Source organism: Flavobacterium bizetiae, from assembly GCF_024271895.1.
Taxonomy (GTDB): Bacteria; Bacteroidota; Bacteroidia; order Flavobacteriales; family Flavobacteriaceae; genus Flavobacterium; species Flavobacterium bizetiae.
On the sequence record NZ_CP091861.1, the window covers coordinates 3,789,525 to 3,815,438 of the forward strand.

Annotated in this window: 20 protein-coding genes and 1 tRNA gene; 11 read left to right on the forward strand and 10 right to left on the reverse strand. The window is 35.3% G+C overall.

The genetic code is table 11. The features are described from left to right. Both L0669_RS16085 and L0669_RS16090 read right to left on the reverse strand, forming a co-directional pair. The gene (locus tag L0669_RS16085) at window positions 1–141 is read right to left on the reverse strand and encodes a DUF2256 domain-containing protein (RefSeq protein ID WP_263758796.1); all 141 of its coding nucleotides are present in this window, start codon (window positions 139–141) and stop codon (window positions 1–3) included. Between the two features lie 385 nt (window positions 142–526). Further along, window positions 527–1,003: a hypothetical protein gene (locus tag L0669_RS16090; protein ID WP_263758797.1), complete on the reverse strand. Its 477-nt coding sequence runs from the start codon at window positions 1,001–1,003 to the stop codon at window positions 527–529. A 489-nt stretch (window positions 1,004–1,492) separates the two neighbouring features. Between L0669_RS16090 and L0669_RS16095 the strand changes: the two genes are divergently transcribed. The 4 genes from L0669_RS16095 (at window position 1,493) to L0669_RS16110 (ending at window position 5,666) form a co-directional block, all read left to right on the forward strand. After that, entirely contained in the window at window positions 1,493–2,458 is a 966-nt protein-coding gene (locus L0669_RS16095; RefSeq protein WP_263758799.1) for a transporter, read from the forward strand. Window positions 2,459–2,465: 7 nt separating this feature from the next. Beyond that, window positions 2,466–4,418 carry an alkyl/aryl-sulfatase gene (locus L0669_RS16100; RefSeq protein ID WP_263758800.1) on the forward strand — a complete coding sequence of 651 codons (1,953 nt, stop codon included), beginning with the start codon at window positions 2,466–2,468 and terminating at the stop codon, window positions 4,416–4,418. Window positions 4,419–4,615: 197 nt separating this feature from the next. Continuing rightward, window positions 4,616–4,996, forward strand: coding sequence for a hypothetical protein (locus L0669_RS16105; RefSeq protein ID WP_263758802.1), 381 nt, complete (start codon window positions 4,616–4,618; stop codon window positions 4,994–4,996). A 76-nt stretch (window positions 4,997–5,072) separates the two neighbouring features. Continuing rightward, a complete protein-coding gene (locus L0669_RS16110) occupies window positions 5,073–5,666 on the forward strand; it encodes a DUF4136 domain-containing protein (protein ID WP_263758803.1) in 594 nt (197 codons plus the stop codon). 415 nt (window positions 5,667–6,081) lie between these two features. Here the strand turns inward: L0669_RS16110 and L0669_RS16115 are convergent. Then, a tRNA-Arg gene (locus L0669_RS16115) sits at window positions 6,082–6,155 on the reverse strand. A gap of 114 nt (window positions 6,156–6,269) precedes the next feature. On the opposite strand from L0669_RS16115, the gene L0669_RS16120 reads away from it, so the two are divergent. Then, window positions 6,270–6,782, forward strand: a complete 513-nt coding sequence (locus L0669_RS16120; protein WP_263758804.1) for an adenine phosphoribosyltransferase — start codon at window positions 6,270–6,272, stop codon at window positions 6,780–6,782. An 85-nt stretch (window positions 6,783–6,867) separates the two neighbouring features. Here the strand turns inward: L0669_RS16120 and pheT are convergent, their stop codons facing one another. Beyond that, entirely contained in the window at window positions 6,868–9,288 is a 2,421-nt protein-coding gene (gene pheT / locus L0669_RS16125) for a phenylalanine--tRNA ligase subunit beta (RefSeq protein WP_263758805.1), read from the reverse strand. 274 nt (window positions 9,289–9,562) lie between these two features. On the opposite strand from pheT, the gene L0669_RS16130 reads away from it, so the two are divergent. The 3 genes from L0669_RS16130 (at window position 9,563) to L0669_RS16140 (ending at window position 12,598) form a co-directional block, all read left to right on the forward strand. Next, a complete protein-coding gene (locus L0669_RS16130; protein ID WP_425250457.1) occupies window positions 9,563–11,068 on the forward strand; it encodes an aldehyde dehydrogenase family protein in 1,506 nt (501 codons plus the stop codon). A gap of 63 nt (window positions 11,069–11,131) precedes the next feature. Further along, complete coding sequence (adhP, locus tag L0669_RS16135; RefSeq protein ID WP_173971122.1) at window positions 11,132–12,166, forward strand: alcohol dehydrogenase AdhP; 1,035 nt, start codon at window positions 11,132–11,134, stop codon at window positions 12,164–12,166. 57 nt (window positions 12,167–12,223) lie between these two features. After that, window positions 12,224–12,598 carry a DUF779 domain-containing protein gene (locus tag L0669_RS16140; protein ID WP_263758809.1) on the forward strand — a complete coding sequence of 125 codons (375 nt, stop codon included), beginning with the start codon at window positions 12,224–12,226 and terminating at the stop codon, window positions 12,596–12,598. A 420-nt stretch (window positions 12,599–13,018) separates the two neighbouring features. Here L0669_RS16140 and L0669_RS16145 read toward each other — a convergent pair whose 3' ends face one another. The 5 genes from L0669_RS16145 to L0669_RS16165 all read right to left on the reverse strand — a co-directional run bounded on the left by L0669_RS16145 (window position 13,019) and on the right by L0669_RS16165 (window position 20,585). Next, window positions 13,019–13,942 (reverse strand): AraC family transcriptional regulator, encoded by a 924-nt coding sequence (locus tag L0669_RS16145; protein WP_263758810.1) that lies wholly within the window; start codon window positions 13,940–13,942, stop codon window positions 13,019–13,021. A 73-nt stretch (window positions 13,943–14,015) separates the two neighbouring features. After that, the gene (locus L0669_RS16150; RefSeq protein WP_173971119.1) at window positions 14,016–14,879 is read right to left on the reverse strand and encodes a bestrophin family protein; all 864 of its coding nucleotides are present in this window, start codon (window positions 14,877–14,879) and stop codon (window positions 14,016–14,018) included. 27 nt (window positions 14,880–14,906) lie between these two features. Continuing rightward, entirely contained in the window at window positions 14,907–16,217 is a 1,311-nt protein-coding gene (locus L0669_RS16155) for a TolC family protein (protein WP_263758811.1), read from the reverse strand. A 75-nt stretch (window positions 16,218–16,292) separates the two neighbouring features. Further along, on the reverse strand, window positions 16,293–19,391 hold the full coding sequence (locus tag L0669_RS16160) for an efflux RND transporter permease subunit (protein WP_263758813.1): 3,099 nt from the start codon (window positions 19,389–19,391) through the stop codon (window positions 16,293–16,295). Between the two features lie 132 nt (window positions 19,392–19,523). Further along, window positions 19,524–20,585, reverse strand: a complete 1,062-nt coding sequence (locus L0669_RS16165) for an efflux RND transporter periplasmic adaptor subunit (RefSeq protein WP_173971116.1) — start codon at window positions 20,583–20,585, stop codon at window positions 19,524–19,526. A gap of 563 nt (window positions 20,586–21,148) precedes the next feature. On the opposite strand from L0669_RS16165, the gene L0669_RS16170 reads away from it, so the two are divergent. The 3 genes from L0669_RS16170 (at window position 21,149) to L0669_RS16180 (ending at window position 23,330) form a co-directional block, all read left to right on the forward strand. After that, window positions 21,149–21,745: a peroxiredoxin family protein gene (locus L0669_RS16170; RefSeq protein WP_263758815.1), complete on the forward strand. Its 597-nt coding sequence runs from the start codon at window positions 21,149–21,151 to the stop codon at window positions 21,743–21,745. Window positions 21,746–21,776: 31 nt separating this feature from the next. Beyond that, window positions 21,777–22,637, forward strand: coding sequence for a histidine kinase (locus L0669_RS16175; protein ID WP_173971114.1), 861 nt, complete (start codon window positions 21,777–21,779; stop codon window positions 22,635–22,637). Window positions 22,638–22,727: 90 nt separating this feature from the next. Further along, on the forward strand, window positions 22,728–23,330 hold the full coding sequence (locus L0669_RS16180) for a PAS domain-containing protein (RefSeq protein ID WP_173971113.1): 603 nt from the start codon (window positions 22,728–22,730) through the stop codon (window positions 23,328–23,330). A 266-nt stretch (window positions 23,331–23,596) separates the two neighbouring features. Here the strand turns inward: L0669_RS16180 and recG are convergent, their stop codons facing one another. Continuing rightward, window positions 23,597–25,705 (reverse strand): ATP-dependent DNA helicase RecG, encoded by a 2,109-nt coding sequence (gene recG / locus L0669_RS16185; RefSeq protein WP_263758816.1) that lies wholly within the window; start codon window positions 25,703–25,705, stop codon window positions 23,597–23,599. Window positions 25,706–25,914 lie beyond the last annotated feature (209 nt).

Here is a 25,914-nt window from a genome sequence, read left to right on the forward strand (position 1 = left end):
TTATACTTTATTTTTTCTGCATTTATCACTGCAATATTTAACTTCATCCCATACTTTTTCCCATTTCTTCCTCCACAAAAAAGGACGATTGCAAACTGGGGAAATCTTACTGGGCAGATTTTCTTTTTTTACTTTTTGCATTAAAAGGAAAACTGTTTTAAATATTAAACCTTCTGTGTGCTGTTATATCCAAATTATAAATTTATTATGTCTATTAAGATTGTAATACGTTTCAATTTTTGAAAGCTACTAGATTTTGGATAATTGGTTAAAAGTATAGATTAGTCATAAAAAAAAAATCCCATTTCTAACGAAATGGGATTTTAATTTTGTGACGTTAACTTCACAATTTACAAATCATTTTATGAATGATTTGAAGAAATTGGCTTATTTTCAAGTTAATTTGTAAGATAATTATTTTAAAATTTTATTAGTAAGCGGTTTGTATGTATCGTAAGGGTTCGAAGGATAATTTATTTAATTGTTATTAAATTGAGCTGATACTTTTATAAGACTCCCTTTAGGTCTATATTTTCGAACGTACAGGTCTCTTCACTGCTGTATGCGGTGTTGTTTTTAATGCAGAAGATCTCTGTGGCTGACTATAATTTTTTGCAGGTCTGTTTGATGACTGGCTGTGCTTACGGGTCTGTGTTGCTGCTCCCTTATTGTATTTACTGCTTCTCTGTTCTGAACTTGTTGCCTGCTGTCTACTGCTGGAATTCACAGCTGTGCGGTATTTTCCGTTTTCTCTATTGGTAATAACAGTATTCGATCGGCTTCTGTTTATGTTATAGTTATTATATATATTTTTATTATGAATAATTACTGTACCGCCTCCTCCGTAATGACCGCCGTGATAATGATGATGGTGGTGGTAATGATGATGAGCATACACTGCTACAGATATAGCCGCAAAAGGTATATAGTAAGGCGGATAGTATCCATAATAATACGGCGGATAGTAGGGAACATAGGCAGGCGAATAGATATACTGCACCACTGGAACTTTTTCTACCACGACAGCCTGTGAAGCAGGAGCGCTTTTGGCTGGATCTGATCCGCTGTAAGCAGGGTTAGCAGTGACTGCGGCCGTCGCTGTTGTTTTAGGTTCAATGACATAGTTTTTACCGTACAAATCCTCATCACCAACAATCTGCAGGTTTACTTTTCCGGATTTATCCTTGTCCACTAAAATAACGGCAATATGTGTAAATGTTAAAAATAAGTATTTTATTTATTATTTTAAGAAAAAATAATACTTAGGATTTAAACGAAACATAGGTATATAAAACTTATTAAAACCATTTGTAAGTTTCTTACGTAAATGGTAAAAAGTAAGTAAATGTAAATTGTCTTATTAACAGTGTTTCGGTTTTGTTTCTGTGTTATTTGTTAGAATGGGACTGATCGTTTGATGTTTTGTTTAATTTTTGTGATGTACGCATTATATTTAATAATTTCTTTTTAATTTTAGGAAAAACATATGCTTATGAATAAACTATACGCTACTTTAATTTTTCTGATGACCATTCAGATGGCTGTCAGCCAGAATGCTACCGAGGCTAAAATTTATCAGAATTATCCAATAGGCATGCAAATGCTGCAGGGAGGATACCTTCTGCAGACTACCAATTCCACAATCGATGGGGCTATTACAATTCCTAACAGAGATATTGATATTAATGCGCATATAGGTTATGTGCGTTATGCTAATTTTTTTAATCTTGCAGGAAAAACTGCAGGGGTACAGGTCATGCTTCCCTATGTGAATATTGATGCCGATATTTTAGGCTACAATGCCAATAAATCGGGGATGGGTGATATCATGGTTGTTTTGGGCACCAATATTATTGGCGGTGATGCCCTTTCTTTTCCTCAATTTCTGCAGACCAAAAAACAGCTGGCTTTAGCGTGGTCACTTGCGGTCACAATGCCTACAGGATCGTATTCGGACTCTCAGCTTCTCAATCCGGGAGGAAACCGCTGGCAGTTTAAACCTGAAATAGCTTTAACGGTGCCGGTGGATAACTGGGATTTCGAAGCCTATCTAAATGCTAAATTTTTTACCCGAAACAATGCCTTGCCTAATCTTCTTCCCTCAGGCACTCCTTCGGTGCTGGAGCAGAAAGCATTTTACGGATTAACACTGCATGCCGTTTACAATTTCAACCAGAAATTTTGGATCTCTGCTGATGCTGCGGGTCGTGTAGGAGGAGAAACGAAAAAAGACGGGATTGCACAAGAGGACTCACAGTCTGTAGCAGGTGTAGGAGGAACTTTTAATTACAGTCCCTCGCTGTTTCATCAGTTCGGGATTAATTACATTACAGCTGCCGGAGGTAATGATTATGCTCCAAACGGCTCCTTATTCACTGTTAAATACACTTATGTTTTTGGCGGAGGAATGAAAAAAACAATGCTGGCCTTAAAAAATCAGAATCAAAACAACCAATAATTATAGTATGAAAAAAATAATTTTATGCTGTTCGCTTATGCTCGCAGCAGCGGCAGCAGCCCAGAATCAACCAAAAAGTAATCCGCCGACTTCATACACTATAGCGGCTAATAAAGCATTGTACGATTATCTGGATTTTAAGGACCAGACAGATCTGAAAAATGTAAATAAAGGTCTAATTGCTGCTTATCCGCAGGATACTATTGGCAGATTTTATAATTTTAAACAGTTTGATTTCCTTAAAGGTACTGCACCTGAAAGCGTTAATCCGAGTTTATGGAGACAGAGCGGATTTAACGCGACGGCCGGGTTATTTAAAGTAAGCGAAGGAATCTATCAGATCAGAGGATTTGATCTCGCCAATATGTCGGTGATCAGAGGAAAAACAGGATGGATTATCATAGACCCGCTGACAGTTAAAGAAACAGTAGAGGCAGGAATGAGGCTTGTTAGGAAACATTTAGAAGACCTTCCTGTTACTGCCGTGATTGTTACGCACAGCCATATGGATCATTTTGGAGGAATGCGCGGTGTGGTTAATGAAGATGATGTAAAATCGGGCAGAATAAAAATATATGCTCCGGAAGGTTTTCTGGAACACTCAGTAAGCGAAAATCTGATTGCAGGAAACGCCATGACCAGAAGAGCAATGTACATGTACGGCAATCTGCTTCCTAAAAGTGCTACAGGTTCCTTAGGTTCCGGGCTTGGAACTACAACTGCATCGGGAACTGCAGGAATCCTGGACGGAACGGATATTATTTCCTCAAAGGAGGGTGAAACCAAAATAATTGACGGAATTAAATTTGAGTTTGTTTATACACCCGAATCTGAAGCGCCAGCTGAAATGATGTGCTATCTGCCAGATTATAAAGCTTTCATGCAGGCAGAAGTTGTAAATCATACGCTTCATAACCTTTATACTTTAAGGGGGGCGCAGGTGAGAAACGGCCAGAAATGGAGTATGTATATTGATAAGGCTATTGATAAATGGGGAAAAGACGCGCAGTTTTCATTTGGATCGCATCACTGGCCTACCTGGGGAAATGCTGAAGTAGTGGATTTTCTGGAAAACCAGAGAGATCTTTTCAGATTCATACATGACCAGACCGTGAGGCTGGCAAACGAAGGGATGAATCCCGTGGAAATCGCGAACACTTTAAAACTGCCTAAGCAGCTCGATACCCAGTTTTCTAACAGAGGATACTACGGAACGGTAAGCCATAATGCAAGAGCGCAGTACCAGTTGTACTTTGGTTTTTTTGACGGTAATCCCGCTAACTTAAATCCGCTGCCTCCGGTAGAAGAAGGACAGAAGTATGTAGAGTTAATGGGAGGCAGCGAGAATATTCTGAAAAAAGCGAAAGAGTCTTATGATAAAGGAGAATACCGCTGGGTGGCAGAAATAGTAAATCACGTTGTTTTTGCAGATCCTAAAAATCAGAAAGCCAGAAATCTGCTTGCAGATGCTTACGAACAGATGGGATACCAGGCTGAATCAGGACCGTGGCGTAATTTTTATCTGACCGGGGCACAGGAGCTTCGCTATGGTAAGAAAGTTTTTAAAAATTCTTCGGCATCCAACCCGGATATGGTAAACGGGATGTCTTCAGAGATGTTTTTCAACTATCTGGCTATGCGTTACAAAGGGACTGAAGAAAATACAGATAAGTTCAATTTTAATTTTGACTTGACCGACACAAATGAGAATGTAGGGCTTGTAATCAGTAATGGTACGGTGAGCACCAGAGTTGGAAGCCCGATAAAAGATAAAGTTACTGCCACAATTACCGGACCTAGAAAAGCACTTATGGCTCTCACAGGTGAAGCGCAGGATGTAACGGTAGATCAATTGTTATCAAAAGGAGTACTAAAAGTCACAGGTAATAAAGAAGCCTTTAAGAAGTTCATTGGCAACATTGAGAATTTCGATGTATGGTTTAATCTTATCGAACCTTAATCAAAGGCGTTAAATTACTAAGATCAACAGTAAAGCTGGGTTGATAAAACCCAGCTTTTTTATTTTTGTATCTATAATAAATTTTAAAACTTTTTTTTTTGAAAATACATTTAAGATACAGATTTTCAAGGCTCTGTCTGCATTTTAAAATATAATAAGCCGCATGCACCATTAGAAATTTTTTAAACTCAATGATTATGAAAAGTAAATTATTTATCGTTTTATTATTATTAACCGCAGCAGTATCTTATTCGCAGGAACATTATTATGAAACAGCTAAAATTTATGTAAAAAAGGCAGATGGCAACAGTACAGTGGAAAAACATGATGTTGCAGTAGTGCTTAATGAGAACATCAAGCAGTGTACAGTTAGAATAGATTACAAAGAACCGCAGATTTTTAAGATTGTAAGCGAAAAAAAAGATGTACAGACAACAGTTAAGACTTATGAACTGGAGCATGAGGACGGCAGAAAAATAACTTTAGCCATTAAGAAAAAAAGAATGACCGTCACAGCACATACTACAGGAAAGAAGTTCGAAACGGATATAACATATCAGAAATCAGAAAAAGGATAAAAAACTTTATCTATCAGAATAATTTTAGAAACCCAAAAATATACATAAAAAATATTAATCTTTTAAATTCTACGCCATGACTGCGACAAAAATTAAACTCCCAATCATTTTACTGCTGTTAACCGGACTTTTTTACAGCTGTTCGCCTTCTTTAAAAGTTACAACTGATTATGACCGTGACACTAATTTTGGAGAATTAAGAACTTATACTATTTATGATTTAAAAGCTGAGGAAGGGCAGATGAGCCAGCTCAATGTTGACAGAGTTACCAATGCAATCCGCACGGAGATGAATGGGAGAGGTTTTATTGAAACCGCTAAGAATCCTGACGTTAAAGTAAATGCAGTGTCAATCCTTAAAAACAAGACAGAGGTGGTAGCCAATACAACTGGTTCTGCTTATGTTTATGGAGGAAGATACCGCCCGTACAGATACTGGGGAGGAACTGCGATGGTAGCCGGCTCTGCTAACACCACTTATGATACCTACGACTATGTTGACGGGTCCCTTATTATTGATATTGTTTCGACAAAAACAGGTAAACTGGTCTGGCAGGGAATCGGCAATACGCAGATAAGCAGCAAGCCGGGAAATCCGGACGAACTTGTTGCTGCCGCCATTAAAAAAATGTTAGCAGATTTTCCTCCTGGTGAAGGAAAGAAAAAATAAGCAAAAAAAAGGCTATTCCATGAATGGCTTTTTTTTTGCTTAACAAATTAGATAATGTATTTAGATCTGTTAATCGTTACAATGTTTCTAACTAAAAAGCCGTTATAATTCTTTCCAAAAAAGGCATTCAGGCAGATAGAAACTATGCTGAATTTATTTTGGAATTACTTTATTTAGTATCAAAAATTACGATAAACCAAAAGAGAAAAAAATCCTATATCCTTAACGGGACTTCCAACCATCGTCCAGCTCCGATTAAATCTCAGGTAACGCCACTTTTAGACTGTTTATTTCAAACAGACTAAGAATTCCTTTTGAAAAAATCGAACCACAAATTTTAGGTCGTCAAGGCTTGGAAAACCTACATATTTGTATATAAAAAAAGAGACAACTATCATATAGTTGTCTCCTTAAGTGACCTCGACTGGATTCAAACCAGTAACCTTCTGAGCCGTAATCAGATGCGCTATTCAGTTGCGCCACGAGGCCTTTTTGTTATCAATTAGTTATTTTTTTGTAACTTCGTTGATTGCTTATTGCGGGTGCAAAGATAGGCATAAATGTGAGATATACAAGCATAAAATAACATAAAAATAAAAAAAAATGAAGATTGAAAAGTATATACGTGATATTCAAGGATTTCCAAAAAAAGAAATTTTGTTTAAAGATATCACTCCACTGTTAAATGACCCAATTGCGACAAAAAATACCGTTTCTGTTTTAGTTGAATCTTTAAAAGGACAAAAAATAGATAAAGTGGTGGGAGCAGAAAGTAGGGGGTTTTTCTTTGGGATATTACTGGCCCAGGAATTAAATGCAGGTTTTGTTCCGGTTCGAAAGCCTAAAAAGCTACCTTATGATACCATTTCCGCTACTTATGAATTAGAATACGGCACAGATAGCTTAGAAATGCACACAGACGCAATAAAAAAAGGAGACAGGGTTTTGATTCACGATGATGTTTTAGCGACAGGAGGGACGGCTAAAGCGGTTTGCGAACTGGTAGAGAAATTAGGCGGTGTAATTGTACAATGCAATTTCCTGATGGAGCTTACATTTTTAAACGGAAGAGAAAAAATTAAAGAGCATCCTATTTTTGCCGCTATTACTTATTAGTAGTTTTAGACAGAGCAATAGAAATAAAAAAATCCCAATTCTGAAATAATTCAAAATTGGGATTTTTATTTTAGATAAAACGATTTTATCTCAAAGTCGCTCCAAGCTCTGTCTCAAAAGTATGTTGTAATTTCGACATGATTTTATCAATTTGAGCGTCTGTAAGCGTTTTTGTGTTATCCTGAATGGTAAAGCTCAATGCGTATGATTTTTTGCCCTCAGGAAGCTTGCTTCCTTCGTAAACATCAAATAGGTTAACATCTTTCAAAAGCGACTTTTCTGTTTGCTTAGCAAGGTTAAAAATGCTTTCGTAAGTAGTAGTCTTGTCAATTAACAAAGCTAAATCTCTGCGAACTTCAGGATATTTAGGAATTTCAGAATATTTGATTTTTCCTGTAATGATTTTTAAAACCAAATCCCAGTTGAAATCAGCAAAATAAACATCTTGTTTGATTCCGAAATGCTTTAGAATTGATTTCTTAATCACACCCATTTCTACCAATGTATCATTGTTGTAGCAAATAGCAGTTCCTTCTGAGAAAATATCAGATTGTACCGGAGCATTCGAAATTTTATCAATTCCTAAACGAGCTAAAATTCCTTTTACATATCCTTTTAATAAAAAGAAATCAGTAGTTTTTTGCGGAGTCGTCCAGCTTTCTTTGTTTCTGTTTCCGGAAATCAACAATGTCAAATGTTTGTGCTCTTCGTATCCGTTAAGATATTTGTGGTAAGATTTTCCGAATTCGAATAATTTTAAATCAGAATTTCTTCTGTTAATATTATAAGAGATCGCTTCTAAACCTGAGAACAATAAAGATTGACGCATAGTAGACAAATCACTACTAAGCGGATTTAGCATCGTAACATTATGTTCTTCTTTTAAAGCAGTCGACAATTTAGCATAAGCCGCAGTGGTCAAAGAATTCGCCATCATTTCATGAAATCCTTGCGAATTCAATTGAGACGCTATTACATTCTGCACTTTATAATCTTCAGTTCTTGGCGAATTAGAAACCGTTGCATTGAATTTTTTAGAGAAATTAATGTTGTTATAACCGTAAACTCTCAAAATCTCTTCTATAACATCAATTTCGCGCTGTACGTCTACACGATAAGCAGGAATAGTTAATCCTAAACCAGAATCAGAAACACTGTTTACTTTTATATCTAAAGAAACCAGGATTTTCTTGATCGTATCTTTTGGAATTTCCTGTCCGATGATTTTAGACACATGGCTAAAATTCAATAGAACTGAAAAATCTTCTATTTTCTTAGGATAAACTTCTACAACATCAGATGTTATTTTTCCACCTGCAACTTCTAAAATTAATAGTGCTGCACGTTTCAATGCATATTCTGTAATCGTAGGGTCAATTCCTCTTTCAAATCTAAAAGAAGCATCCGTATTCAATTGATGTCTTTTTGCAGTTTTACGAACACTTACAGCATCAAAATAAGCACTTTCTAAGAAAATTGTTGTTGTACCGTCTGATACGCCAGATTTTTTTCCTCCAAAAACTCCTGCAATACAAAGGGGGCCTTTTTCGTCGCAAATCATTAAATCTTCTTTGTGTAATGTTCTTTCAACATCGTCTAAAGTCACAAATTTAGTACCTTCAGGAAGTGTTTTTACAATTACTTTTCCGTTAATCTTCGCAGCATCAAAAGCATGTAAAGGCTGTCCTAATTCATGCAAAACATAATTAGTAACATCGACAATATTATTTTTTGGAGTTAATCCAATCGCTTTTAAACGATCTTGTAACCATGCCGGAGATTCCTGAACAGAAATTCCTGAAATAGTTACACCGCAATATCTTGGTGCTAAAAGAGGCTCTTCGACATTTACATCTATTTTTAAAGTACGCATGTCTACTCTAAAATTACTCACAGATGGTGTGATTAATTCTACGTTTACACCACGCTGAAGCATTCCGGCTCTTAAATCACGTGCAGTTCCAAGATGGCTCATGGCATCCGCACGATTTGGAGTTAAACCAATTTCGAATACTTCATCATTCGCAATTTGAAAAACTTCTGAAGCTGCTGTTCCAGGAACCAGTTTTTCGTCAAGTACCATAATTCCGTCATGGCTTGTACCTAAACCTAATTCATCTTCGGCACAAATCATTCCGTGGCTTTCCTGTCCGCGAATTTTTCCTTTTTTAATGGTGAATTCACCACCGTCTTTATCGTATAAAACAGTCCCTATAGTCGCTACAGGAACTTTTTGTCCGGCTGCAATATTTGCCGCGCCGCAAACAATTTGTATTGGATTTTCAAGACCAATATTTACAGTTGTAATGTTTAATCTATCCGCATCAGGGTGCTTTTCGCAAGTAAGTACGTGCCCTACAACCACTCCTTCTAAACCGCCTTTAACTGATTGGTATTTTTCGACAACTTCTACCTCAAGACCTAAATCTGTAAGTAATTCTGAAGTTTGCTCAGATGTCCAGTCTGTTTTAATAAATTGTTTTAACCAGTTGTAAGATATTTTCATGTTAACTTTTTTATTCTTGTATAAGGATACAAATATAAGGATTGCGTATGGTAGTAAGAAACAATTTATTTGGTTTTTTCGAGCTGTTTTTATTTTGTATAAAACCCTCTGTTATTGTGTAGTTTATAATTTTAATGCTAATATTTTACTAATTAATTATTAAAATAAGCTTATAAAAACGAATGTGTAATTTTTGTGCTACTAGATGAATGAAAAGTGCTATTCTGTTTCGATTTATGAAACTAAATTTGAAATGAATCAAAAAAAACAAATTATGAACACTGCCACACAAAAACCTGAATTTAAGGTAAAACATGATAATTATATCAACGGAAAATTTACAGCTCCGGTAAAAGGAGAATATTTTGATGTTCTTTCTCCAATTGATGGAAAAGTATTTACAAAAGCCGCTCATTCCGGCAAAGAAGATTTAGAGATAGCGGTTGATGCTGCTTACGAAGCCTTTAAAACATGGGGAAAAACCTCTGTAACCGAAAGAAGTATTTTATTAAATAAGATTGCGCAAAAAATAGAAGACAATCTTGAGTATATCGCTACTGTTGAAACCATTGATAACGGAAAACCAATTCGTGAAACACTAGCGGCAGATATTCCGCTGGCAATAGATCATTTTAGATATTTTGCCGGTGTTATTCGTGCCGAAGAAAGCTCAATTGCAGAACTTGATTCTCAAACCGTTTCGATTGCTTTAAGTGAACCTTTAGGGGTTGTTGCACAGATCATTCCGTGGAATTTCCCGATTTTAATGGCGGTTTGGAAAATCGCTCCGGCATTGGCCGCAGGAAATACAATCGTTTTGAAACCGGCAGAAAGCACGCCAATTTCTATTTTAGTTTTAATGGAATTAATAGGTGATATTTTGCCTCCGGGAGTTTTAAATATCGTAAACGGTTTTGGCGCAGAACTTGGCCGTCCGTTAGTAACCAACAAAAAAGTAGCCAAAGCAGCATTTACAGGATCAACTACTACAGGACGTTTGGTAATGCAATACGCTACAGAAAATATTATTCCGGTAACATTAGAATTGGGAGGTAAATCTCCAAATATCTTCTTTCCATCGGTAGCGGATCATGATGATGATTTCTTTGATAAAGCTATTGAAGGCGCAGTATTATTTGCTTTGAATCAGGGTGAAATCTGTACTTGTCCGTCGAGATTGCTAATTCACGAAGATATTTACGACAAGTTTATCGCTAAAGTAATCGAAAGAACTGAGGCTATTATTGCCGGAAATCCTTTGGATAAGTCCACAATGATTGGAGCTCAGACTTCATTGGTTCAGAAAGAAAAAATTATGTCTTATATAAAATTAGGTAAAGAAGAAGGAGCAGAGCTTTTAACAGGAGGAGACGAAAATCATTTAGGCGGAGATCTTGAAGGAGGTTATTACATCAAGCCAACTTTGTTTAAAGGTAATAACAAAATGAGAATTTTTCAGGAAGAAATTTTCGGACCTGTTCTCGCAGTTACCACATTTAAAACTACCGAAGAAGCGATCGAAATCGCGAATGATACCATGTACGGTTTAGGCGCTGGAGTCTGGACGCGTGATGCACATGAAATTTATCAGGTTCCGAGAGCGATTCAGTCAGGTCGTGTCTGGATCAACCAATACCATTCTTATCCTGCCGGTGCTCCTTTTGGAGGATATAAACAATCCGGAATTGGACGCGAAAATCATAAAATGATGTTGGGACAATATCGTCAGACTAAAAACATGCTGATTTCTTACGATAAAAAGAAATTAGGTTTCTTTTAAAGAGTTGTATAAACCAAAGCTCAGTAAGCGAGTCACTTACTGAGCTTGCAAATCAATAAAACTATGTTGCCAAAAACAATGAAAGCCGCAGTTGTAAGAGAATTTGGTTCTCTTTTAAAAATTGAAGAAGTTGAAGTAAAACGCCCGGGTAAAAATGAAATTCTTGTAAAAGTAATTGCAAGTGGAGTTTGCCATACCGATTTACATGCTGTTGAAGGAGATTGGCCCGTAAAACCCAAAATGCCATTAATTCCGGGGCACGAAGCCGTAGGTTATGTGGTAGCAGTTGGTCAGGATGTAAAAAATGTAAAGGAAGGTGATGCAGTTGGCGTGCCATGGCTTTACAGTGCTTGTGGCGGTTGCGACCAATGTATTACCGGTTGGGAAACTTTATGTGACACGCAGCAAAACGGAGGGTATAGCGTAGACGGCGGATTTGCCGAATACGTAATTGCTGATGCCAGATATGTTGGAATTTTGCCATCGAATGTAAATTTTATGGAAATGGCCCCTATACTTTGCGCTGGTGTAACCGTATATAAAGGTCTCAAAGAAACAGAAGTAAAACCGGGGGAATGGGTAGCGATTTCAGGTATTGGAGGTTTAGGACACGTTGCTGTACAATATGCTAAAGCAATGGGAATGCACGTTGCCGCAATAGACGTTGCGGATGACAAACTTGACTTAGCCAAAAGACTTGGTGCCGATTTAGTAGTAAACGCAAAAAATCAAAATCCTGGAGAATTCTTGAAAAAAGAAGTTGGTGGAATGCACGGGGCATTGGTTACAGCTGTTTCGCCTATAGCTTTCAAGCAAGGACTTGAAACTTTAAGACGAAAAGGTACAATGGCATTAAACGGACTACCTCCAGGAAATTTTGATTTATCAATTTTTGATACTGTTTTAAACAGAATAACAATTCGCGGTTCGATTGTAGGTACACGTAAAGACATGAAAGAAGCAATTGAATTTGCTACAGAAGGAAAAGTAAAAGCAACAATTACCCCTGCAAAACTAGAAGATGTAAATGACGTTTTTGATAAAATGAAAAAAGGTCAGATAGAAGGAAGGGTAGTTCTTGAAATTGCAAAGCCTTAAAGTAATCATGAAAGCAACAAACCTAACTCGTTTGTTGCTTTTTTTAATATAAAAGCCATGATAAAAAGAATTGATGCTACTGCCGAAGCGATTGAATTGATAAAAACTCTAAAAGAGAAACACGGCGATTTAATGTTTTATCAAGCCGGAGGCTGTTGCGAAGGAACGCAGCCACAATGTTTTGAAAAAGGAGGATATTATCAGCGAATGGGGGATGTTTGTATTGGAACAATCGAAGACACAGAATTCTGGGTCGATAAAGATTTATTCGAATACTGGAAACATGCTCATTTTACTTTAAAAGTAATTGATGCTTTTGGCGTTGGAGGCTTTTCATTAGAAACACCTTTGAAAAAGACATTCCAAATCGAATATAGAATTTTTACTAAAGAAGAGGAAAAGGATTTGGAGCCTGTTAAGTTTATAGAGTAGGTTTAGAGGTTCAAAGGTTCAGAGTTGCAAAGGGGCAAAGGTTTTCTTTGTATTTTATTATTTTGGAATAGCCCGTGGTTTCAATCACGGGAGTTTGTGGTAATAATTTTGATGACATGCATTACGTTCTCATGGTTGAAACCATGGGCTATGTTGAAGGATGGTGTATTTTAAAGCAACATTTATCGTAGAGACGCGCAGCAGCGTATACGCTGTAATTGTCCACAATCTTATCATCTCGACCGAAAGGAGAGATCACATAAAAAATTCTATTACAGTAATTGTAATCTTTGTCGAGTTAAGAGTGCGATTTCGCTTTTGTCAAAATGACAAAAAATTACCCAAAAATCTCTGTCCCTTTGCAACTCTGAACCTTTGTACCTTTTCTTAGCACCTCAGAACCTTAGCCCCTCAGCCCCTTTAATTAACATATAAAAGCTGATACTGCTTAGGCGTAATTCCCTCATGTTTTTTAAACAATCTGATAAAGTAATTCGCATCTTCAAAACCGGACAGATAACAAACTTCATTAATCTGAATTCCGGGATTTTTTAGTAGTTTTTTTGCGTGTTTTATTTTTTCATTCAAAACATACTCAATCGGACTCATGCCTAGTTCACGTTTGAAGAAGCGATAAAAAGAAGCCGTACTCATACAGGCTTTTTCGCTTAAGCTTTTCAGATTTATATTCTCTTTCAAATTAAGCCTGATGAATTCAGTTACTTCAAAAATTGGATTATTAGAAGAAATAGAAACTCCCTGATCAAGAGATTTTAAAGTTTGTGTTTGTATAATTCTGATTAATAATTCCTGCAAAGTTAAATCAGCCAAAGCATCCTTTGTCATCGAAGTCCCCATGCATTCCTTAATCAGTTTATTGATGGTGTGGGCAAGATCGATATTATTATAAAAAAAGTAGTTTTGGTGATTCAATTGCCAGTAGGAATCGCTTCCTTCTTTAGGATAATGTTCGTTAAGGAAATTTAAAGTATGGTTTATTTTAGATTTGTCAATTGCCAATGCCAGACATTGTGTTGGATTTTCCCTTGAAGCTTCAGGAAAATCAATTTTCATCTCGACATTTGGCGGAATAACTACAGTTTCTCCTGGTAAATAATCAAATCCGGGATCATCAAAAAGATGCATTATTTTTTTACCTCTTAGCATACTGGTTACCACCAAATCATTAAATTTTAACGGAACCAGCTCAGAAGATTCATAAGTTTCAAAAATGTTTAACTCACAATGATTTAATGTATAAACAGTCCTGTTTTCTACAAGTGTTTTTAATGATTTTTCATTCGACAAATGTGGAGGATTTATTAAAGCACGTTGGTTATTCATTGTGATTAAATTTTTAAGTGGAAACTTTAAATTTAATAAAAAAATAAATAACAACCTCAGATTTAACGTTTAATTAAATCAGTTCTTCGACGTGTTTTTTGATATTTTCTGAAATCTTTTTCGTTGGCAAATCATTTTCATCATCACCAAACGGATCTTCGATTTCTTCGGCAATAAGTTCTAAACTCGCCAATACGTAAAAAATAAAAACCACAACAGGAGCTACAAAGTATCCCAAACTAATTGAATAGCCAAAAGGAAGTGTCATCGTATAAAAGAAGATGAACTTTTTAATGAAAGCACTGTAAGAGTAGGGAATAGGCGTGTTTTTTATTCTCTCGCAAGCCCCGCAAATGTCTGTAAAAGCTTGTAATTCTTCGTTTAAGATAATGAGCTGATCTCCGGTAATCTTTTTAGCATCATACAAATCATTGATTTTATGAAACATCATTCTTTTTACCTGATTGGGCTTATGTTTATGATGATCAATTTCTAAATCTACATCATCAAAAAGCTGTTTACTCGTCTCAGAATCATGCAGATGCTTGTGTAAAATTGAAGCATAAGTTGGGATGAATTTTCTAAAGAATTTTCGATCATTTTCATCTTTCAGCATGGCCGAAAGTTTAATAGCAAGATTACGGCTATTATTGACTAAACCACCCCATAATTTTCTTCCTTCCCACCAGCGATCATAAGCAGTATTAGTTCTGAAAACAAGCAAAAGAGAAATTACAAAACCCAACATTCCGTGCATGATCGGAATGTTATGTATGTAATCGTTTTTACCAAATTTAAAATACGCGATTTCCAGATATCCAATGATACAAGAATAAATTCCGATGGCAATCATGATCGGAAACAGTTTTCTTACGGTGTCTGATTTATGAACATGAAAGATAAAAGTAAACCAATCTTTGGTATTATATGAGATCATTTAAGTTTGTTTTGAAACAAATTTACTTTAAAAATTAATATTTCCAGCTAATTCTTTCAAAGCAATTTCAGATAATTTAGCCTCATATTGTGCGTTGCTGTAACGTACTTTTGCATTCACATAATTAAGCTGAGCGGTTCTGAAATCAAGCGTAGTAATCGTTCCAATTCTAAATTTATCCAGCGTAATATCTAAGTTTTGTTTTGCAATAGCCTGATTATCTTCTTCAAGATCAATTAATTCTAAGTTAGTTAAATACGTTTGAAAAGCCGTGCTCAATTGCGTATTCAAAATCATATTTTGCTGGTCAATGGCAATTTGAGAATTTTCTATTTGAAGTTTTGCTACTTTCTCATTGCGATGCTGATTAAATCCATCAAAAATATTCAGCGAAGCATTAAAACCGTATGTAAAACCTTTTGAAGAGTTTTCGCTTGTAAATCCTAAACTCGACTGACTTTCAGAAAAATTATAACCTGAAGTTAAATTTACCGTTGGATAGCGGCTTGCTTTTACTTGTTTAAGCTGTAATTCTGCAATACGTTTATTGATAATTTGCGATTCTAAAGCTGGATTTTGTTTTTTTGCCAAATCCATTAAATCGATCAACACCAGTTTGTTATCTACGGTAACCAAATCCGTTACTGTAAAATCAATTTGAGGATCACGTGCTAAATATTGATTCAATAAAATTTTAGCATTTTTATACGATTCTTTTTGTCTTAATAAAGCAACTTGGTCTGTATTTAAATCAACCTGAGCATTTAAAACTTCTAATTTTGAAGCTTTTCCAATTGTGAAACGATTTTGTGCCAATTGAACTCTTTGTTTAGAAATTACAATTGTAGTATCTAAAGCCGCTAATTGATGTTGTTGCTGCACTAAATCATAGTAAGCAGAATTTACCTGACCAATTTTAACCAAAATAGTTCTTTTTAATTCGGCATCGCCTAATTTTTGAAGCTCTTTTAACTGATCGTATCGCGCAAACATTCTCATTCCGTCAAAAACAGTCCAGCCTAAACTTACTCCATACGTTAAACTATTGTTTTTTGCATTATTTAATGTAGTAGATGTTCCGTCCTGGCGTACCTGTGTAGAGTTTGTGACACTATTGTTGTCTACAATATTAGCTGTTGCCGTTGGCAGAAGACCCGCATTTCCAATGGTAACGTTTGTTTCGCTTATTGTCGAATTATTTTTGGCAATTTTAATTTCGAAATTATTATCTAAAGCTATTTTCATAGCGTCTTCGATAGTCAGTACCTCTTGAGCGCTACTTTTTGTTATACAAAACAAAAATAAAACCAGACTTATTAATGTTGTTTTAGTTTTCATATTATGAATTGGTTAGCAACGAATTACATTTTAGAACGAAATTCGTTGCTTGTATATTATTTCAAATTTTAATTCCTATTTAATACTTTCTCTTTCATATTCTTCGATATGATCAAATTCTGGATAATGTTTTCTTGCTTTAGACCACATAAAATAAATAGCAGGAATTACGAAAAGCGTTAAAGCTAAAGAGAAAATCGTTCCTCCTACAATTACAACTCCCATACCAATTCTACTTGTAGAAGCTGCTCCTAGAGACATTGCAATTGGTAAAGCTCCTAAAGCAATGGCTAAACTCGTCATTAAAATAGGACGCAAACGTGCTTCTGAAGCTTCAAGAATGGCTTCCATTTTTGGCTTGCCTTGTTCTCGTAACTGATTGGCAAATTCTACAATCAAAATACCATTTTTAGTTACCAGACCAATAAGCATTACGGTACCAATCTGACTAAAGATATTCCAGGTTTGATTGAATAACCATAACGAAAATAAAGCCCCTGCAACCGCCATTGGCACGGTTAAAATAATAATAAGCGGATCGATAAAACTCTCAAATTGCGCTGCAAGAATCAGGAATATTAATAATAAAGCCAATCCAAAAGCAAAAGAAGTATTTGAACTACTTTCGACAAAATCTCGTGATTCTCCACTTAAATCTGTTGTAAAACTCTGATCCAGAACTTTTGCTTTAATTCTGTCCATTTCTTCAATACCATCGCTGATACTTTTTCCTGGTGCTAAACCTGCAGAAACGGTTGCCGACATGTATCGGTTATTGTGATACAATTGTGGGGGATTACTTTGTTCTTCGACTTTCACAACGTTATCCATCTGAATCAATTGTCCGTTTTTGCTTTTTACAAAAATTGAAGTCAAATCCAGTGGTTTAGAACGGTCTTTTTGATCAAACTGTCCAATAACCTGATATTGTTTTCCGTTTTTAATGAAATATCCAAAACGCTGTCCGCTTAAAGAAAGTTGCAACGTTTGCGCAATATCCATAATCGAAATCCCTAAACTCTCTGCTTTTGCACGGTCAATACTCACATTGATTTCCGGTTTATTGAATTTCAAATTCACATCAGTAGTTGAGAATACATCACTTTTGCCGACTTCATCCATAAAAACAGGAATTTTTTCTCTCAGTTTTTCAAAAGTAGGAGCCTGAATAATATACTGAATAGGTAAACCTCCACGTCGGTTTACCGAAATTGTAGGTTGTTGAATTACAGATGTTTTAGCATCCGGATATTTTTTAGTCCATTTGGTCAATTGATCAGCAATATCTTTTTGAGATCTGGTTCTTTCATCAGGTTCTTTTAATGAAAGCCTGATAAAACCTGAGTTAGTCGCAGAACCTCCTGAACCTCCGGCTGTAATTACCAGACTTACTTTTTTCTCCGGAATAGAATCATCAACCAATCTTGACATTTCCTGCATAAAACGACTAGTATATTCGTAAGATGAACCTTCAGGAGTAGTCATACGCATCGTTACAGAACTACGGTCATCATACGGAGCTGTTTCTTTTGGTAAAATGGTAAAGAATAAATAGATCAATCCAAAACAAGCAATTAAAATAGGGAAGGAGATCCATTTTTTCTCCATGAAACGTGCTAAAGATTCAGCATATCCGCTATTTAATTTTTCGAAAAACGGTTCGGTTTTAATATAGAATTTCGATTTTTTCTGTTCTCCGCCTTTCATTAAATAAGCGTTCAGCATTGGCGTTAAAGTCAACGATACAAAAGCTGAAATTAATACCGCAGCACCAATGACGACACCAAACTCCCTAAAGAGTCGGCCTACGAAACCTTCTAAGAAAATTACAGGCAAAAATACCGCAGCAAGTGTTACCGAAATCGAGATTACAGCATAGAAAATTTCATTAGAACCTTTGATTGCCGCTTCGATTGGCGACATTCCTTCTTCGACTTTTTTGAAGATATTTTCGGTTACTACAATTCCGTCATCAACCACCAGACCGGTTGCTAAAACAATAGCCAAAAGGGTTAGTACATTTATAGAGAATCCAAAAAGCCACATGATAAAAAATGTCGCGATTAATGATACCGGAATATCAATTAAAGGTCTAAATGCAATTGCCCAGTCTCTAAAAAACAAATAGATAATAATGATTACCAAAACAATCGAAATTCCTAAAGTTTCAGCAACTTCAAGAACTGATTTCTTGACGAATAGCGTATTATCAAGCGCAATATTTAATTTAATGTCTTTTGGAAGATCTTTCTTTAAGGCATCATATTTTTTATAAAATTCTTTTGAAATATCAAGATAATTGGCACCGGGCATTGGTACAATCGCTAACCCGATCATCGGAAGTCCTGATGATGTTAAAGAAGTTTCGATATTTTCAGGTCCTAATTCAGCACCTCCAACATCGCTTAAACGAACAATTTTATCTCCATCTGTTCGAATGATGATATTATTAAATTCTTCAGGTGTAGATAAATTCCCGATTGTTTTTACGGTCAATTCGGTATTGTTTCCGGTTAGTTTCCCCGAAGGCAATTCGACATTTTGAGCGTTTAATGCATCACGAACTTCTGCAACTGTACAGCCGTAAGCGGTTAGTTTTACAGGATCGATCCACAAACGCATTGCATAACGTTTTTGTCCCCAGATCTGAACTCCACTTACTCCCGGAATCGTTTCTAATCGCTGTGAAATTACATTTTCTGCATAATCACTTAATTCCAGAGAACTTCTGGTATCACTCTGAACTGTCATCGAAATAATAGATTCACTATCGGCATCGGCTTTAGAAACTACAGGCGGCGCATCTATATCCTGCGGTAAACTTCGAACGGCTTGCGAAACCTTGTCACGAACATCATTTGCAGCTTCTTCTAAGTTTTTATCCAGATTAAACTCGATTGTAATATTACTGCTTCCCTGATTACTTGATGATGTAATGTTTCGAATTCCGTCAATTGCATTTACTGCTTTTTCAAGGGGTTCTGTAATTTGTGATTCTATAATATCAGAATTGGCTCCTGTATAATTGGTTCTAATAGAAACCTGCGCGGGATCGATCGAAGGAAATTCACGAACACCCAAAAAGGTATAACCAATAAAACCGAATAGAATAATCAAAAGATTCAGTACTATGGTTAAAACAGGTCTTTTTATACTAGTAGTTGATAAACTCATGTTTTGATTTAGGATTTTAGATTTTAGAGTTTAGATTGTTGATTTTTTGAGCTTAGATATTAGATTATAGAATAAAGAAAATAGATTTTCTAAACTCATAATTTATAATTCAAAACTCATAACTCAAAAAATCTATTTTTTTACTTGAACTTTTATTGGCGCTTCATTTTTTAACGACATTACACCGCTGGTAATCAAAGTATCTCCGGCTTTTAATCCTGACAAAATCAAAATAGAAGAATCAGTTCTTGTTGCAGCATCAACCATTACTTCTTTGGCTTTGCCCATATTGGCAATGTATACTTTTTTACCACTTTGTACCGGAATGATAGCTTCAGTTGGAACAACAATAGCGTCTTTGATGATGTTTAATGGTAGTTTTACATCAGCAAACGTTCCCGGGAAAAGTTTTCCGTCAATATTATCTGCAATAGCACGAATTTTTAAAGTACGGGTAGCAACTTCAACTTCTGGTTCGATAGCATAAATTTTAGCATTGTATACTTTATCTGATCCTGAAACCGAAAAATCGATTGTTGAACCTGATTTTACTTGTGCAGCATATTTTTCAGGGATTGAAAATGTAATTTTTAATTTCCCTGTATTTACCAATTTAGCCACCAAAACAGTCGGTGTAATATACGTTCCCGGAGATATAGAGCGCAAACCAATTTTACCTGAGAATGGTGCTTTTACGGAAGTTTTTGCAATTTGGGCTTTTATTAATTGAGTTTGTGCTTTCATCGAAGCATAATCAGCATTTGCGATATCAAATTCTTCCTGACTTATCGCTTCTTTCTGAAGTAGTAATTTTGCTCTTCTTTCGTTTTCAGCAGCCAATCCTTCTTTAGTTACTGCTTGTCTTAATTGTGCTTTAAGTTCGATGTCATTTACCTTAAAAAGAACCTGACCTTTATTTACAAAACTACCTTCAGTAAAATAAATTCCTTCAACAATTCCAGAAACTTCACTGTGAATTTCTATTTGTTCATTTGCCTCAATAGATCCTGAAAGTGACAGGTTATTATCGAAAGTAGCTGTTTTTACAACAATGCCTGTAACTGTAGTTGGCTTATCCTTGCCGCCAAAATTTTTAGATTCTTCGTTTTTCTTTTTATTAGAAACTATTCTATAGGTTATAAATCCTCCGATGCATATAATCAGCAAGGCATAAATAAGGTTTTTTACTTTCATAAAATTGAGGTAAATGTTTATTGGGTATGTGTTTTTAGTAAGCCTACAAATTTAACTTTTTGAAACGAAAACGAAAGATGTTGGGTTTTATTTAACACTTGTATAATATTAATTTTAAATGTCTTTTAACAGCGGTGTTCGCCGTTTTTTTGTAATTAGATATGCTTTCTGTAAAATGGTTTAATCGTGTTGAATTTATTTTATGATTTTTATTTTTTAGAATTTTCGCTAACTATCTTTTAGTGTGTGTTTTAGTGGTTTTTATATGTTTTTGCTTACGTATTTTTACTTGAAAAATTTAGATAAAGTAATCTTATTCTTTCTTTTAAGAAAATTTTAGCATTTTGTCTGATTTTTTTTGCAGTTTATCGATTTTATTCGTAACATTGATATGCTTAAACAAAATGATGATTTTTTTGTACGAATAGTAATGTTTTTGGGTATTAAGCGATAAAATGTGTAGGTTTTTTATTTGTTTTTAAGTTAAAATTATTTCATATTAAAATAAATTATTTAACAATCGTTTAAACATTTTTTTATTGTAACCCTAAAATCTGCCTTTTATGCTAAGAAAATTACTTGTTGGCTTATGGATGTTATTGTTATGCGCTGCGATTTCAGTTTTATTCTGGCAAAACGAATTTAAGTATAGTTTACCTACACCAGTTCCTAAAAACTATCATGATATAGCCATGGGAAGTAAAATTGATCTGAAGTGTTGCTCTACAGACACCAGACCGGTTTTTATTCACTTTTTTAATCCTGACTGCCCTTGTTCCCGTTTTAATATTCCTCATGTAAGCGGTTTGATTAAGAAGTACGGAGATCAGGTAAACTTTAAGATTGTGGTTCTTAATAAACTAAAGAACTTTACGATAGAAGAAATTCAGGAGAAATTTGATGCTAAAATCCCCGTTTATTTTGACGAAGGCATAGCCAAAAGCTGTGGTGTTTTTTCTACGCCTCAGGCCGTTATTATTGATACTTCGGGAGATTTGTATTACCGCGGAAACTACAACAAAACAAGATATTGCACCAATGCAGACAGTAATTATGCGCAAATGGCAATTGATGCTCTATTAAAACAAACCAAGACCCCTTCGTTTGATGCTTTAGCTCTGAGAGCTTATGGATGTTCGCTACCAAAATGCACTAAATAAATCTATTTCTTAACCTAAATCTCTTTAATTTATGAAAACAAAAGCCAGTTTGAATGAACGTGATTATCTGCACAATTTTATGTCTACGATGACACAAAAATCAGATACGATTATCAATTATGTTCTTGCTATCTATTTCCTTCTGGGAATTGCTTTAGCCTTTAAGTACGACACATTTGAAATTGGAGTTGGAGTAGGGACATTGAATCTTTTATTGTACTATTCGGCTAAATTTTTCATTAAAAATTCTAATTTTTATCAATATGTTTTAGCCGTTGTTTTGGCAATATTTATGGCGCAGTATATTTACCAGATGCACGGATTATTCGAAATGCATTTTACGGTTTTTATTGCCAGCACTATTTTAATTATCTATCAAAACTGGAAACTGCAAATTCCGCTTACCCTTTTGGTGGTTTTGCATCACGGTGCTTTGGCGTATATGCAAAACTATATCTACACGGACCCAAAAGGATTACAATTGTATTTTTCGCAAGTCAATTTCGATTTAGAAACTTTTATAATTCATGTCGTTTTAGCCGCTGTTGTTTTCTTTATGAACGGATATTGGGCGTATTATTTTAAAGAACACAGCCAAAATCATATTTCGAAAATTTCTGATGAATATGAATTGGAAAACATCAAACTAGCTTCTGCAAAATACAGTTCGATGAGCGCTACAAAAGATTACAATGATTTCATTCACAGAACCACTCTTGATTTAAAAATGCCTGTAAATTCAGTTTTAAAACTTATTGATGTTTCTAAAGGGCATACAGATAATGATCAGCTTTTGAGTTATCTGGAAATGATGAGAGAAAGTGCTAAAAAAATTGATGATTTAGTGAATGACATTCACGTTAAATCAACTAATAGCCGAGGCCAAAGTTAATCGATAATATAAAACTTAATTATACAATACTTTACAGGCCTCAGTTTATACGCAAAATGCAATTGCATATTAATTTAAAATACAAAAATTATGGATATCAGATTTAATCGCCCGACTCCATCAGACAGAGAAGTTGATTGGAATAAAACTAAAGTATTATTAAGTAAAACAGACACAAAAGGAACTATTTTATATGCTAACGAAAACTTTATTGACGTATCAGGATATGACGAACATGAGCTAATTGGTCAGCCTCACAATGTTATACGTCATCCTGATATGCCTAAAGTGATTTTTAAATTCATGTGGGACAGCATAAAATCGAGTGAGAATATCCATGTAATTATTAAGAACATGTCGAAAACCGGAAGGTATTATTGGGTAGTGACCGATTTTAAAATAATTGCTGATGGCGATGGCGAAATTGCCGGTTATTTTGGTACCCGAAAATCCGTTCCTGAAGAAATTATAACCAAGTTTATCGAGCCTTTATATAAAAAACTGCTTCATATCGAAGAAGTGAGCGGTCTCGGCGCTTCAGAAGATTACTTAATAGGTTTTCTCGAAGAGCGAAAAAAAACGTACAACGAATATGTTGATCATCTGATCGCAACCGGAAAAGATGATAAAAATAAAATAAGCAAAGGCCTTTTTAGCGGATTATTCGAAAAGAAAACCACGCCTAAAAAATAAGCAATACAATACTATATGCTTCATTGCGTAACTGAAAATTCAAACTTAAAATTTGTCCCCCAACAAATCTAAATCACCCTGAAAAAGTTAATGAATGTTTAGATTATTGCAGTGAAGTATATTTTTTTTTCTAAGGCACAAAGTAACAAAGTCTCAAAGGTTCAGAGGGTTAATTTTGTTAGTGTTCGACTTCGCTCAATTAGACAAAAGAATATTTCGTAATTCAAACCTTTGAACCTTTGTCTCTCTGCACCTTTGAACCTTTTTTAACTAATATAATTCCAAATATTTTTTTTCTTCGTGAGTTCGATAAAGACAGCTTTTAGTATCGCGTGTTCTGGTTTTTGCAAAGGACCGTCTTCTTTTAAGATTTTCATGGCGTAGTTTCTGGCGAGGCCTAAAATCTCCCGATCGCGAACAATATCAGCAATTTGAAGATTCAAAACACCACTTTGTTGTGTTCCCATTAAATCTCCCGGGCCACGTAGTTTAAGGTCTACTTCGGCAATTTCGAAACCATCATTGGTTTGTACCATGGTTTGCATTCGGGTTTTACTGTCGTCACTTAATTTGTGGCCTGTCATTAAAATACAATAACTTTGTTCGGCGCCACGACCTACACGGCCACGCAATTGGTGTAGTTGAGACAATCCAAAACGTTCTGCGCTTTCAATAATCATTACACTCGCGTTAGGTACATTTACACCTACTTCAATTACAGTAGTCGCCACCATAATGTTCGTTTTTCCTTCAGAGAAACGTTTCATTTCGGCATCTTTATCAGCAGGTTTCATTTTTCCGTGCAAGATCGAAATCGAATATTGAGGCAAAGGGAAATCACGTGATATACTTTCGTAACCGTCCATTAAATCCTTGTAATCCATTTTTTCAGATTCCTGAATCAGCGGATAAACGATATAAATTTGTCTTCCCAAAGCAATTTCATCCCTTAGGAATTTCCATACCTTCAGGCGGTTACTATCAAAACGATGTACAGTCTGAATGGGTTTTCTGCCCGGCGGCAGCTCATCAATTACCGAAATATCTAAATCTCCGTATAAACTCATTGCTAAAGTTCTCGGAATAGGAGTGGCGGTCATTACCAAAACGTGTGGCGGAATGTCATTTTTCTTCCACAATTTCGATCTTTGTTCTACTCCAAAACGATGTTGTTCGTCAATTACGGCCAAACCTAAATTCTGAAATTTTACTTTGTCTTCAAGCAAAGCATGAGTACCAATAAGGATATGTAAACTTCCGTTTTCGAGTTCCTCGTGAATGATTCTTCGCGCTGCAATTTTAGTAGAGCCGGTTAATATTTTTATATTAAGATTTAAAGTTTGAGCCAATTCAGATAATCCAATAAAATGCTGATTGGCAAGAATTTCTGTTGGCGCCATCAAACAAGCCTGAAAACCATTATCGATAGCCAAAAGCATGCTCAGAAAAGCCACAATTGTTTTTCCTGAACCAACGTCTCCTTGTAGTAATCGGTTCATTTGGGCATTACTACCCATGTCTGAACGAATTTCTTTTACCACTCTCTTTTGAGCGTTTGTAAGTTGAAACGGCAAATGATGCTGGTAAAAATCATTAAAAAACTCACCCACTTTTGTAAAAGGATGACCTTGTATTTTGTGTTTTCTAATGAGGTTTTTAGTAATTAATTGCAATTGAATAAAGAATAATTCTTCAAACTTCAATCGAAATTGGGCTTTCGCCAAAGCGTCAGTACTTTTAGGAAAATGTATGTTGAATAAAGCTGCTCTTTTCGAAATTAGCTTTAATTCTTCGATTAAATAAGGAGGGAAAGTTTCTGTAAATAATGCCTGTGTTTCAAGAAACAATTGCTCCATCATTTTATTAATGGTACGATTTGAAATCCCTCTATTGGTAAGAGTTTCAGTCGAAGGATAAACAGGCTGCATAGCGGAACGAAGGCTTTTTTCGTGCTCGCTCAACAGTTCAATTTCGGGATGTGCCATACTAAATTGACTTCCGTAAAGAGAACATTTTCCAAAAATAACACAAACTTCATTCAGTTTTAAACTCTCCCGAATCCATTTGTGGCCCTGAAACCAGTTTAAGTCAATTTGCCCGGTATCATCCACGAAAGTGGCCACCAGTCTTTTTTTGTTTTTAGCAAATTCGACTGTTTTTATATTGATGATTTTTCCAATAATCTGAACTTCGGCACCGGTATTTTGCAGTTCGTTTATCTTATAATAACGCGTTCTGTCGATATATCGGTTCGGAAAAAAATTAACTAAATCCCTGTATTTATGAATACCCAATTCCTTACGAAGCAATTGACCGCGACTTGGGCCAACACCTTTTAAGTATTCGATTGGGGTTTCCAGGAGATTATTAGACATTAATTATTTTAGATTTTAGAATATAGATAATAGAACAAAGAATATAGAGTGAAGAAAAAAGATTTTGATCTGTATTCTTTCTTCTATTTTCGGTTCTCTTTTAGAAAAGCGAAGATAAATTTAAAATAGGAAATTTGAAAGCCTGAAATAATTGAATAAGTATTTTAACAAATAAAGATAATTATTAGATTTGTTAAATGTTTAAAATA

Coding starts and splice junctions, on each gene's coding strand:
- adhP (WP_173971122.1), top strand. CDS start 11,132: ATGTTGCCAAAAACAATGAAAGCCGCAGTTGTAAGAGAATTTGGTTCT.
- recG (WP_263758816.1), bottom strand. CDS start 25,705: ATGTCTAATAATCTCCTGGAAACCCCAATCGAATACTTAAAAGGTGTT.
- L0669_RS16110 (WP_263758803.1), top strand. CDS start 5,073: ATGACTGCGACAAAAATTAAACTCCCAATCATTTTACTGCTGTTAACC.
- L0669_RS16120 (WP_263758804.1), top strand. CDS start 6,270: ATGAAGATTGAAAAGTATATACGTGATATTCAAGGATTTCCAAAAAAA.
- L0669_RS16105 (WP_263758802.1), top strand. CDS start 4,616: ATGAAAAGTAAATTATTTATCGTTTTATTATTATTAACCGCAGCAGTA.
- L0669_RS16150 (WP_173971119.1), bottom strand. CDS start 14,879: ATGATCTCATATAATACCAAAGATTGGTTTACTTTTATCTTTCATGTT.
- L0669_RS16180 (WP_173971113.1), top strand. CDS start 22,728: ATGGATATCAGATTTAATCGCCCGACTCCATCAGACAGAGAAGTTGAT.
- L0669_RS16165 (WP_173971116.1), bottom strand. CDS start 20,585: ATGAAAGTAAAAAACCTTATTTATGCCTTGCTGATTATATGCATCGGA.
- L0669_RS16160 (WP_263758813.1), bottom strand. CDS start 19,391: ATGAGTTTATCAACTACTAGTATAAAAAGACCTGTTTTAACCATAGTA.
- L0669_RS16095 (WP_263758799.1), top strand. CDS start 1,493: ATGAATAAACTATACGCTACTTTAATTTTTCTGATGACCATTCAGATG.
- L0669_RS16085 (WP_263758796.1), bottom strand. CDS start 141: ATGCAAAAAGTAAAAAAAGAAAATCTGCCCAGTAAGATTTCCCCAGTT.
- L0669_RS16130 (WP_425250457.1), top strand. CDS start 9,563: ATGAACACTGCCACACAAAAACCTGAATTTAAGGTAAAACATGATAAT.
- L0669_RS16145 (WP_263758810.1), bottom strand. CDS start 13,942: ATGAATAACCAACGTGCTTTAATAAATCCTCCACATTTGTCGAATGAA.
- pheT (WP_263758805.1), bottom strand. CDS start 9,288: ATGAAAATATCTTACAACTGGTTAAAACAATTTATTAAAACAGACTGG.
- L0669_RS16155 (WP_263758811.1), bottom strand. CDS start 16,217: ATGAAAACTAAAACAACATTAATAAGTCTGGTTTTATTTTTGTTTTGT.
- L0669_RS16170 (WP_263758815.1), top strand. CDS start 21,149: ATGCTAAGAAAATTACTTGTTGGCTTATGGATGTTATTGTTATGCGCT.
- L0669_RS16100 (WP_263758800.1), top strand. CDS start 2,466: ATGAAAAAAATAATTTTATGCTGTTCGCTTATGCTCGCAGCAGCGGCA.
- L0669_RS16175 (WP_173971114.1), top strand. CDS start 21,777: ATGAAAACAAAAGCCAGTTTGAATGAACGTGATTATCTGCACAATTTT.
- L0669_RS16140 (WP_263758809.1), top strand. CDS start 12,224: ATGATAAAAAGAATTGATGCTACTGCCGAAGCGATTGAATTGATAAAA.